Source organism: Enterococcus wangshanyuanii (assembly GCF_002197645.1).
Classification (GTDB): domain Bacteria; phylum Bacillota; class Bacilli; order Lactobacillales; family Enterococcaceae; genus Enterococcus_L; species Enterococcus_L wangshanyuanii.
Map to the genome: position 1 here is coordinate 18,644 of NZ_CP021874.1, position 12,150 is coordinate 30,793.

Sequence of the window (12,150 nt, forward strand, 5' to 3'; positions counted from 1 at the left end):
TAACTTCTACTTGTAGGAAAATAGAGTCTATATCTCAGTCGGAATTCATTTAACAAAGATAACTTTAATCTAAAAAACCTTTGAAGTCAATGTATTATTTCGTTTTTATCTTATCAATTTTTTTATATTTTTTTGAAAAATAAGAGAATAATGAAAGAGTTTTGTTGCTTATAAAACAAATTTCTGATTTTAATCACTAAAAAACATTGTTTTCATAGCGTTATATCAAAAATAAAAATGAGCCGTCAAAATAATCGTCAAGAAATGTTGGAAGGGAATGATGAAAGATGTCTAAAAAAGGAGAAAATATTTATAAACGAAAAGACGGTCGCTGGGAAGGTCGTTACATTAAACAACGAACACCAACGAAAAAAATTATTTATGGATACGTCTATGGGAAAAAGTATAGTGAGGTGAAAGAAAAGCTGATTTTTCTAAAAGCAAAACAGTTAGTCACTCAAGAGACTGTGATTTCTTCCCATAAAACGTATCAAGATTGGATTATTTACTGGCTTAATAATACTGTAAGACGAACAGTGAAAGCCACAACTTATTCAAATTATTTTCGATTGCTAAGTAAGCACATTTTGCCTACTCTGGGAGAATATCATTTGGCAAAGATAACTTCTGCACTGTTACAAGAATTTGTTGATGGATTACTTGCTAAAAATCTAGCAAACAGCACGATTCGTTTGATTTTTACTATCGTAAATAAATCCTTAAAAGAAGCAGTAAAAAATGAGTATTTAGATAAAAATCCATGTAATTCAGTACATTTACCTAAGCACACGGTGCCGATTATTCACTCATTAAGTAGTAAGGAGCAGAGAAAATTAGAAGAACTGGCCTTCCGTGAAACGGAGTGCTCCCCAATTATTTTAGCTCTCTATTCGGGGATGAGAATAGGAGAAATCAGTGGACTCAAATGGGAAGATATTGATTTTGATAAAGGATTGATTCGAGTCCATCGAACGATTTCAAGAATTATCGATGAACATAGCACGATCAATAAAACAGAACTAATCTCTGGAAGCCCAAAAACAGCATATTCTAGCAGAGTGATTCCTTTAGCAACTAATTTAAAAGACTATTTACTTGAAAAAAAAGAAACCTCTCCTTCTGAATACGTGATTCATTGTCGAGGAAAACTGGCGGAGCCAAGAGTCATTAATTATCGTTTTAAACGAATGATTCGTGAAACAGAGTTCGCATCGATTCATTTCCATGTGTTGAGACACACATTTGCAACTAGGTGTTTGGAACAAGGAGTTGATATTGTTAGCTTGAGTCGAATTTTGGGGCATCGATCGACAAAGCTCACACTCGACACCTATGCCGATTCATTGTTGGAGCATCGACAAGAAGTCATGAAAGCCGTTGATGCATTGTTGAAAAAACCCCCTTTATTCAAATGACATTAAACCAATAGATCCTGATATTGGTTTTATTTTTTTGTTTTAAAAGCCGTCAAAGCAATGGTCATTTGGCGGCTTGGAATCTAGATATATATGATTTTTTTACCATTTTTTCTTATAAGTAGAAGTTATACGAAAGAGTTTAGATATTATACTACATTTCTGAAAACAATAGGGAATGAAATGCTCTTGATTTAAATAATCAGAATTTGGGAGGCACGTCATGTATAAATTAGGAATTATATCAAAAAAAAATTATTCCGAAAAAATAATATCCGAGTTTGAAAAAAATGGTTTCATGCTGACATGTTTAACCAAAGAACAAATCTGTAGTGACGGATTGGATGGCATTTTTATTGAAGAAACAGAAGAACATTCAATCAGTCTCATTTGCGAATTGGTGTTGTCGATTCGCAAAGAAAGTGATGTGTTTATTTGGGTTCTCTCTAAAAAGTCAACGACTGTCGATCGGCAAGTTTATTTACAACTAGGGGTCGATAATGTATTTAATAGTAACTACTTTCCTGAAGAACCCTTATTAGTTATACGGAACACGTTTACTAGAAAAATGAAACAAATTCCAGCAGAACAAAAAACAGAAATGAATGATTCCGAAATAAATTCGATGAAATTGGACCCAAGAAATTTAAGTCTCTCTGTCGTTACAGGTGAAAACCAGGTGAAAGAAATTGCTTTGACAAAATTAGAGTATCGGATTATGGAACTATTATACAGCAATCCTGGAAAAGCCTTCTCATATAAAGAAATCCATGAAGCTCTTTGGAAAATTCCATACAGCGATCGGCCGTATCGGGTAGCTAATCTGGTTTTTCACATCAGAGATAAATTGGAAAATACATCTATTTATATCAAGACTGTACGATCTAAAGGGTATCGATTGATTTTATAAGCAGTTGAAAGGAGGTGAAAAAATGAAAAGGAAAAAAAGACTCTATTTATTTCTAAGTTTCATTACGATCGTAGGCATCTATTTTTACCATAGTACACCATTGCTTAAAGCAGAAGAATCTACCAGTCAAAGTACTGTAGAGTCGACACCGCCCCTTTCAACAACCGAGTCATCTAAAGCTGATGTTACTAAAAATGAATCTTCAACGCTAGGTGAGACTAATAAGAATGTAAAGACTATACAGCCCCAAATGACAAATCTTGAAACGTTTGAATTATCAGAAAATGGGACGGGGATCGTAGCTAAGAATATAGCAAAAACAATGACGGATATTCAAAGCTATAACGGTGATACTGAAGCAATCAAACAGATGATTCTCAGAGATACTGAGGCAAAAGCATATGGAGTGTCTGGCGGATCTATCGTTGAAGTAACCGATAAGATCCAACTATCTGATCTAAAAGGACTTGATACAGTTGCAACGAATGATCTACAAGAGTTTCATTTGACGTTGACCGTTCCTTCAAGTGAGTCAGGAACAGGCAGCGATTTGACAAGTGAAGTCATCGTTTATGTCGGAAATGTAGCAAAAGTAAGTACATGGGATCAACTGGATGCTGCATTGATGAGTAACACGGTAACGATTGTCGATGTGCAAAATTCTATGACCAATACTGTAACGAACAGGACGGATCGAACTGTCTCGGATAACCGACCAAATTATGTGTTATTAGGAAATGGTTACTCTCTTGATTTTATTGGCTATTCTTATAGATGGGGAACGAATACATCGATCGTACACAAAGCAGTTGTCGATAATGTAGATATGTATGGAGGGCACTATTATGGACCTGTGACGATGTGGGATAGAAATGCCTATGGCTCAAGTATCACGTATCGAAATGTAAATTATACAGGTTCACAAGTGACGGCCTCTTTCCAAGCGCTTTTACGCTTTGAAGGGAAAAACGTCATTAAGTCTAAAGCAACAAGTTACACCTCTTATGATGGAGCTACTCGCAATATGGCCAATACCAATCAATCTGGTTTAGAGTCACATACACTTTTATTTGCATCTAATACGGACACAACGATCGAAGTAGAAAATGGTGATGGTGTGATTTTAGGTAGCTGGTACTCTAACTATGATACGGTCGCAACGATTCAACCTTCTTTGACTTTAGAAGAAAATGCTACTGCAACGATTCGTACGTTAGGGAACGCGGGAGAAACAAATTCTTGGCAAACTGATGGCGGCAATATTCCTTCTGTGATCAGCGTTCAAAGAAATGGAAAAATAAATGTCGGTAAAAACGCCACATTAAATGTTGAGACCGCAGATGGAACAACACGTGTACCCGTACGTTTAGGTTACCAATCAGCAACCTCTCAATGGACGACGAGTATCGATCTGGAGGAAAGCAGTCATTTCAATGTGAACATCAACGGTCCGATTGCGACGACTAGTTCACGTGCAGGATTTATGCTTCAACAAAATTCCGCTATCAATGTCGGTGACAATGCAGAGATGACTATCAATGCAAATCAGATGACAGCTGGTGCTCCGGTCATTTCTATGGGACAAAACGCCAAATTTGATGTCGCAGAAAAAGGGCAGCTGACGTTGAATAAAAACGGGGGAGTTGGACGTCTTCTTGATCTTTCTAATGGCTCTAAATTTAAAGTAAGTGATCAAGGTGCAACAAAGTTTATTTCCACAAATGAAGGAACATCGACAAGCTCAATGATCTATGGAGGTAGTGGTTCTTCTTTTATTATTGGTGATAAAGGAACCTTTGAGTCTGTTATTAAAGATGGGACTGGCGTTCGGAATATGCTGGATTTTGGTAGCAATACTACCTTCCAATTCTCGAATGCTCAAAAAATAGACTTGGATTCACGGGGGAATACAAATGCAAATTTGATCAATATGACGAATCCAGGGACGTTTACAGCTGATATTCAGGAAGTTTCTTCTTGGAGTAAGCAGGATGCAGCACAAGTAACACCAACATTCCACTGGACACCGATGTATGGAATGACGATCAAGTATAACGGTATTACTACAACAAGTGTTTCAGGAAATAGTATTACAAATGCGATCCAAACAAATTTCATAAATAACTATCGAACAGAAAACTTTTCAAGAATTGTTTATGATTATATTCCAGATGTGATCGTTGGAGTAGATGAAATCAGTGATAATAAAGCACTAGAAAGCGGTCAAAAAATTTCTGGGACAGTCAATAATGATGCAGCAATGCTGTTTTATCTAGTAACAGATGAAAACGATCCAAGTAAAGATGTATTGTTAACAACTCCGGATGTAGCTTCTCCAGTTGAAGGCGATGCACGAAAATTTCATACGATCGCGGATGATAAAGGAAAGTTTACTTTTGAGTTACCTGAGAATGTTACGTTGAAAGCAGGACAAAAGATAAAAGCTTATGGATGGTTAAATGGGAAGGACAGCTACACGAATCAAACAGTTTTAGATAAAACGCCTCCAAAAGGAGAGTCCGTAAATTATCATGTTGCTTTAAACGAAGCTGCACCGACTGCAGATAAATTTGTAAGTAATCCAACCGATTCTAATCCAACACCACAAAATTTCACGTATGCTTTTAATGCAGAAACACCGCAGTCGTTGGTTGACAGCTTTATGGGTCAACTTGGTGAACATACTGTAAAAGTCGACTTATCGGATGAAGCAGGTAATATGACGACTGTTGTATCTACTCTTACTGTGAACAAGGCAACACAAGAAATTTATGGCTCTGATATAGAAGCACCTTATGTCGATATTCGTAATTTATCCGAAGAACAACTGAAAAATTACATTCTTACGCATAGCCAACCAACCGCGTACAAATTAATGGATGGTGAAAAAACAGATCTTAGTTCATTTATAAAAGTGACGGATTTTGGTGGATTGAATGATATCGCAACCATTCAACCTAAAGCATATCCCGTGACGCTAACAGTCAAAGCTAGCGATTCAGGATTGCCAACAGATATCTCTACGACGATCAATGTCACAGTTGTTGACGTAGACGCAGTGTTGAATGTCGAGTTTGTGAATGAAGTAGAGCAAGTACTTTCAGGTTATACAGTGACACTTGATACACAGGTAGGAGATACGATCGATCTGACTAAAAATACTGAAGTTCAAGGTCAATTAGAGAACGTATTATCAGCAGGGTATGATATCGCTCAACGTCCAGAAAATGAGACTGCAGTAAAAATTGATAATACAACGGTGACTGTAAGATACAAACTGCAGGGGGTATTGAGTTTAACTTCAGTACCGCATGCGTTGGATTTTGGAACATTGTCGTATGATGCAACAACCAAACGAGTAGAAGAGCCAGTTTTTGATGAGCAACTTGTTGTGACTGACACGCGTGCAGAAGCAGCGAATGGTTGGCGTATGACCGCTTCCTTGTCTTCTCCAATGCAAAATGCCAAAGGGCAAGAATTGACGAATGCTTTACGCTATGTGAATCAAGGAAAAGAAACGATTTTAAACCAAGATGCACAAGTTATTTATACCAATACGCAAGGGACTATGGGGAGCTATACTGTCAGCAACGGCTGGGGAACTGCCCCTAATACGGATGGAATCAAGCTTCAAATCAATTCCTCAGATACGGTATATACAGGAGATTATGTTGGCGTCATTACATGGAAAGTGATGGCAGGACAACCATAAAAGGAGAGAGAAAAATGAAACAAATGCGAGTTATCTTGTTCTGTTGCTCTCTGATTCTATGGATAGGGGTCTTTTCTACAGAAACCGTTGTTCAGGCAAATGAAGGAAATGGTGGTCAAGTCATTACAGATGGAAAAATTTCATTTTATGAAGGAACGACTGAGACCAGCAGTTCTACCAGCACAGAACCCAGTTCAGCGACGCCAAGCAAATCGATTGGAAAACCGCTTCCTAATACGGGAGAACAGATCAAACACTATAGTCTAATTGGAGGCGGCTTGCTTCTTTTAGTCCTAATCTTTCTCTTTTTTACTAACAGGAGAAAGGGGGAGCAGAAATGAGATTCACACACACTTCTTTTATAGCTAGTATGACGGGTCTTGTCCTTTTGTTTAGTATCAATAGTTTATCTGTGCAGGCAGCTCCCGATACTATGGAGCAATCTGGATCAGTCTCAGTAAAAGGAAGTTCAACGACAAACCCTGTTGATCCTGAAAATCCAGGTACAATAGTTGATCCTGGGAAAAGCCCATCTACAACAGGTCCACTTCGGATCGATTATGTATCAGCACTTGATTTTGGTGAAAGTAAAATCACGAAAGGTGCTCGTCGATACAATGCACGAGCGCAACAATTTTTTGGTGATACAGGACCAAGAGGAAGTTATATCCAGATCACAGATCAGCAGGCGGATTCCTCAGGCTGGACATTACAGGTCAAACAAGAGAAGCAATTTACGAATCCGATCATTCAAAACGTTGAGGAACAAGAGTTGAAAGGGGCAGTCTTGTCTTTGGATAAAGGCTGGGCAAATTCTAGTAGTATTAGTGAAGCCCCAACAGTAACACGCGAAACGATTGCTTTGAATTCGATTGGTTCGGCATATGAAGTAGCGACTGCACGAAAAAATAGTGGTAAAGGAATTTGGACGATCACATTCGGTGCTTCAGAGAGCAATACGAATAATCAACCTCATACACTAACACCAGTCGTTGATGCTTCACATAAGCCAATTATAGATCAAACCTATAACAAGCCAGTGTATAGCAATTCAGCAATTACTCTGACCGTACCAGAAACAACGGTGATACATCCGGTCGAATATCAAACGGAGATAACTTGGATATTAGCCAAGTTGCCTTAATAAATTACACACACTTTTAGGAGGAACAACAATATGAAAGCAAGAAGTCTTTGTGCAACAACATTAGCAGCAATTTTAGGAGTAACTTTATTAGGAAGTGCTACACCTGCATTTGCAGCTCCAACAGAATTAAATTCAACTGGTACAGTCAAAGTTGAAGAAGGAACAGCCGGTGGTGGAGATCAAGGAACAGTCGATCCAGAAAACCCTAACGAAGTATTACCAGATCCTGATCCAGAATCACCTGGAGAAAATACAAACTCTGATAAAGGGCCTTTAGTTGTTGAAAAAACAACTGATCTAGATTTTGGTACGATCAAAACTTCTGCAGATGCAGTTACAAGTTTTGCTAAACCAATGAGCTTTGAAGCAGGAGCAAAAACTCGTGGCGCATATGTTCAATGGGCAGATGTTCGTTCAGGCGGTACGTATGGATACACTGTGACAGCACAATTATCAAGTCAATTCAAAGATACTACAGGAACAAATGTATTGACAGGTTCAACAATTGATTTTAGTAATGGACTTGTTTCTGCACAAGGAAGCAATACAAATACAGTGCCATCAAATGCACAAACAGCATTCCAATTAACAGAAGCAGCAGATGATGCTAAAACGATCGTAACTGCCAGCAAAGATTTAAAAGAAGGTAAAGGTCGTTATATCATGGAATTTGGTCAAAGTAAAGATTCTACAGTAGGGACTCCAGATACGGATACGAGCTCTGTTAAATTAACTGTACCGGCAGCAACGGCTTCAAATATGGCAGCAACTGATTATACAGCAACAGTAACATGGAAAATCGTTGCAGCACAATAAGCATAATAAACTGATTCTAACAGTTTTTACAGACCAACAAGTGAATCTTGTTGGCCTGTATACATAGAAAATCATTTCAAAATAAGCGAGGTTGGTTATGAAAACACATAAGTCTTTTACGCTGCAGTATACTATTTTGGTTTTTAGTATAATTGTAGGATTTTTATTTTTAGCTAAAGCAACAGCGGTGTCTGCTGAGGAGGAGAATTCTGCAGGTGCAACAGGATTTACCTATAGTATCAGTTTTCCAGATAATCAAATAGATAAAGAATTAGGTTATTACAAGTTGAAAATGACGCCTGGACAGGAACAGCAATTAAGTATTATGTTAAGCAATCCAAGTGCAGAAAAGGTTGTGATCGATGTCAAATTGAATGGGGCAAAGACCAATCAAAACGGTGTGATCGAATATGGTGAATCAGCGATCAAAAATGATCCATCCTTAAAATTCAATTTTATTGACCTTGTAGAAGGCCCAAAATCTGTTGAATTAGCGCCAGGAGAAACTAAAAGTTTAGAGTTGACAGTTAAAATGCCAGAGACAGAGTATGATGGAGTCATTGCCGGTGGTATTCAATTGATGCGTGCCGGACAAGAGGCAACAACGAATAGTGGTGGATCTAAAATCATCAATCAATACGCCTATGTCATTGGTGTACTTTTACAGGAGAATGAGGCTGTAATTCAACCCGATTTATCATTGAATAGTGTAAAAGCAGGCCAAAACAATTACCGAAATGCAATTTTTATCAACTATTCTAATACCAAAGCTGCTTATTTAAATGATATGACTGCAGAAGTACAAATTACTGAAAAAGGGAAAGAAACAGTCTTATATGAGCGAAAACAAACAGCTATGCGGATGGCGCCAAATTCGTTTATCGATTTTCCTGTTAGCATGAACGGCGAGCGAATGATCCCTGGAGATTATGAAGCAGATATTCTGATCACTTCTGGGGATAAAAAATGGGCTTGGAAACAAGCATTCAAAATTACCGATGAAGATGCAAATAAATTCAATGAGCGAGATGTCGGTTTAGTTCAGGAAAAAAGTTTGGATTGGAAATTGATCCTATTACTTGTTGCAGCATTTCTTATAGGAATTTTCCTTCTTTTCTTAGTTGTTCATTTCTTTAGAAAAAAAAAGCACAAAAAGAATATCACGAATAAAAAAGCAAGGAAGCAGAAAAAACAAGCTTCAGGAAATTTAAGTACTAAACAGAAAAAAACAAACAATTAATGCAGTAGGGGAGCTGAAGTGAGTGTCTACTATAGATTGGATTTTCATTATAGGTATAGCAATGACGATCGTTGTGCTCCTCGGATCAGGTTATTTTTTAGTGAGATTCATACGAATAAAACAGCAAATCAGACGACTGCCAGCCAGGCGGTTAAAAAATAAAAAAAAGCAGCGAATAGTAGTGAAAAAGCGAAAAATGCTTATAAAAAAGCAAAAAATCAGTTTTAGATTTTTTCTACTGCTCTTATTTTTAACAGGATTATTTGCTGGTGCGACCAGTTACCTTTCTTATTATCAAGCGATGAACCTGACGACGAATGATTCAGATTCAGTAGTGAAGGGATATTATCTTTTACGTGATTTTGAACAACAATTAGCGGTTGCTAAAGAAAAAGGCGACAATGAAGAAAAAATGCAGAAAAATATCCGCTATTTAGCGACAGCGATGGCCAGCTACGGAACAAAAACAGCCAGTACAATCAATTCAAAAGAAGGTCAGTTGACATTGAATCGTTATTATAATGCGATCAAGCAAGTTGGGATGAATGCCAGTACACAAACTAAAAATTTTTATGGAAATGCCCAAATCGTTGATAGCTTTTTAGAAGATATAGAGAAAGTAAAAGTTTACGAGAAAGCAGCATTTACTTATTATAAAGTCGATGAAACAGCCTTTTCAGAAGAAAAGTAGGCGGAGTGAAAAAGTCATGAAGAGAAAATCATTGCCTAATCCCTCAACTGTCAAGAAAATAAGCGGAAACCCTGCTAAAGAAAAGGGACAGCGCCGTATTCATTCGTCTAAAAAGCATAGAAATAAACGTCAGATACAGAAGAAACGCGTACTAACTACATCAAGCAAAAAGAAACAAGCTCGTCATAAGCGTAAAAGAATCGTTAAAGAGTTATTTTTAGCTTTTTTTAGTGGAAGTATTCTTATACTGTTAGTTAGCTTTTATTTTGTTAGGATCATTACCGTGAGTGGGTTTGGGATGGTTCCGACTCTACGTGAAGGAGATAAGGTAGTAACGAGAAAAACGAGTGATCTAAAAAGATTTGATTTAGCTGTCTTTACTTTAGGCAAAGAAAAAAAACAAGTTCGACGTATAATCGGTTTGCCGGGAGAGACAGTTTATTATCAGTCAGATATTTTATACGTTAATGAGCATCCGATCGATGAAAAATTTTTGATCGAAGAGATCAATGAAAACCAAAAAAATGGCCGCAATTATACGGAAGACTTCACACGAAAAACAGTCGTGGTCCCTGACCAATATTATTTTGTATTAGGAGATAATCGACCATATGCGACAGATAGTCGGCATTATGGATTCGTAGCTAAGAAGAATATCATCGGAAAAGTAACGGCTCAGTTTTTTCCGATCAATGAATTCAAAGTCTTTTGAAGGAGAATAAGAACGAAGAAACATCCTCTTTTGGATTAAACATTGTTACTTGCGACTCAGAAAAAAATCAGTATTCAAAAAGGAGAACAGCATTTTCGTTGTCCTCCTTTTTTCGTTTATGGGGAATAGATTTTTTTGGTGAAAAATAGCTTATTTGACAATTGCAGCTTGAAAAAAGAACATATGTTTGGTATCCTTTAATTATAAGGAGGGGTAAGTATGAGTACAACATTTAACGTGACCAAGTGGGACGAACAGGCGATTGATGCTGAAAAGACAAATTTTCCGCTCAATCAAGTTCATGCTCAGTATGAGCTTGAAGGAGATTTGCAAGGAATCGCATGGGTTGAATATCTACTGTACTATATTGAAAGTAATCAAGAAGACGGTCATCTTGCAACAGCTAGAATTACTGGATTTCTTCATTTCGAAGGACAGTATAAAGGAAAAACAGGAACCTTTACAGCTGCGGAAAAAGGCCTATTCGATAAAGGCGCACTGGATTCCCCTGGAATGATCATCAAAGGGACAGGAGAATTACAAGGTCTGTCTGGCTCATATCAGTATGATTTTATTGGTGAATCAAGCAAATTGATTTTGGATTTTAAAGTACATGAATAATTTATCAAGGTTATTTTACATCATGCACTACCTGACGCTCCATAATAAAGTGAAAGCGACTTATCTGGCAGAACAATTGGAAGTTTCGACGCGGACGATTTATCGTGACATTGATGTATTGTCTGCTCAGGGCTTTCCCGTATACGCTAAAAGTGGGCGTGATGGCGGGATCCATTTGCTGGATACACATCATTTGCCAGCGACTTTTGTAGATGATGAAGAGCAGGACCAAATTATATTAGGCTTACAGAACTTATCAGCAGCGAATCTGAATAATGTCGAACCTTTAGTCAATAAACTTTCCTCCTTATTTAATAAAGAAATAGAGCCTTGGATCGATATCGATTTTTCAACTTGGGGACAAGAAGACGAAGCTCGTGCAATCGAATTGATCACAGAGGCTAAAACCAAAGGCAAGTGTATTTCTTTTTATTATAGAAATACCAAAGGTGATGGAATATCCCGGGAAGTAATGCCGAACAAACTGATCTTTAAGCAAAACGCTTGGTATCTTGCGGGATATTGTTTTGTTCGAAAAACGACTCGCTTGTTTAAATTAAAGCGAATCACTCATTTGATCATGACAGACACTGAAATTGATGAATTACTTTTGGATAAGGAATATCAGCCGGAATTTGAAACAACTGATGTTGTATTCAAAGTAAAGAATGAGCTGTTTTACAGAATCAAAGAAGAGCTATCTGAGCTCGAAATAGAGCCTAATGAAAAGTATACAACAGTAAGAACACAGCAACCTAAAGGTAGTTGGCTGACTTCTTACTTACTTTCTTTTGGGAGTGCGATCGAAGTAATAGAGCCAGATGAAGTCAAAATTCAAATTAAAGAGGAAGTCCAAAAACTTCAGCAGATTTATTCGTAAATACTC

Annotated in this window: 11 protein-coding genes; all 11 read left to right on the top strand. The window is 37.4% G+C overall.

All coding sequences use genetic code 11. From position 1 onward, the window contains the following. Positions 1-287: 287 nt before the first annotated feature. Entirely contained in the window at positions 288-1,415 is a 1,128-nt protein-coding gene (locus CC204_RS00100; RefSeq protein WP_088268168.1) for a tyrosine-type recombinase/integrase, read from the top strand. 223 nt (positions 1,416-1,638) lie between these two features. Further along, the gene (locus CC204_RS00105; protein ID WP_088268170.1) at positions 1,639-2,325 is read left to right on the top strand and encodes a winged helix-turn-helix domain-containing protein; all 687 of its coding nucleotides are present in this window, start codon (positions 1,639-1,641) and stop codon (positions 2,323-2,325) included. A 22-nt stretch (positions 2,326-2,347) separates the two neighbouring features. Further along, complete coding sequence (locus CC204_RS00110; protein WP_088268172.1) at positions 2,348-6,037, top strand: pectate lyase-like adhesive domain-containing protein; 3,690 nt, start codon at positions 2,348-2,350, stop codon at positions 6,035-6,037. 14 nt (positions 6,038-6,051) lie between these two features. Further along, on the top strand, positions 6,052-6,378 hold the full coding sequence (locus tag CC204_RS00115) for an LPXTG cell wall anchor domain-containing protein (protein WP_088268174.1): 327 nt from the start codon (positions 6,052-6,054) through the stop codon (positions 6,376-6,378). Then, the gene (locus CC204_RS00120; protein ID WP_088268176.1) at positions 6,375-7,181 is read left to right on the top strand and encodes a WxL domain-containing protein; all 807 of its coding nucleotides are present in this window, start codon (positions 6,375-6,377) and stop codon (positions 7,179-7,181) included. The genes CC204_RS00115 and CC204_RS00120 overlap by 4 nt, the downstream gene beginning before the upstream one ends. Positions 7,182-7,214: 33 nt before the next feature. After that, complete coding sequence (locus tag CC204_RS00125) at positions 7,215-8,000, top strand: WxL domain-containing protein (RefSeq protein WP_088268178.1); 786 nt, start codon at positions 7,215-7,217, stop codon at positions 7,998-8,000. Positions 8,001-8,097: 97 nt separating this feature from the next. After that, a complete protein-coding gene (locus CC204_RS00130; protein WP_088268180.1) occupies positions 8,098-9,240 on the top strand; it encodes a WxLIP family cell surface protein in 1,143 nt (380 codons plus the stop codon). A gap of 22 nt (positions 9,241-9,262) precedes the next feature. Further along, positions 9,263-9,931: a hypothetical protein gene (locus CC204_RS00135; protein WP_088268182.1), complete on the top strand. Its 669-nt coding sequence runs from the start codon at positions 9,263-9,265 to the stop codon at positions 9,929-9,931. A gap of 16 nt (positions 9,932-9,947) precedes the next feature. Continuing rightward, positions 9,948-10,643, top strand: a complete 696-nt coding sequence (gene lepB, locus CC204_RS00140; protein ID WP_088268184.1) for a signal peptidase I — start codon at positions 9,948-9,950, stop codon at positions 10,641-10,643. A gap of 219 nt (positions 10,644-10,862) precedes the next feature. Then, positions 10,863-11,264, top strand: coding sequence for a DUF3224 domain-containing protein (locus CC204_RS00145; protein ID WP_088268186.1), 402 nt, complete (start codon positions 10,863-10,865; stop codon positions 11,262-11,264). Further along, on the top strand, positions 11,257-12,144 hold the full coding sequence (locus tag CC204_RS00150; RefSeq protein ID WP_088268188.1) for a helix-turn-helix transcriptional regulator: 888 nt from the start codon (positions 11,257-11,259) through the stop codon (positions 12,142-12,144). Before CC204_RS00145 ends, CC204_RS00150 begins: the two co-directional genes overlap by 8 nt. Positions 12,145-12,150: the final 6 nt, after the last annotated feature.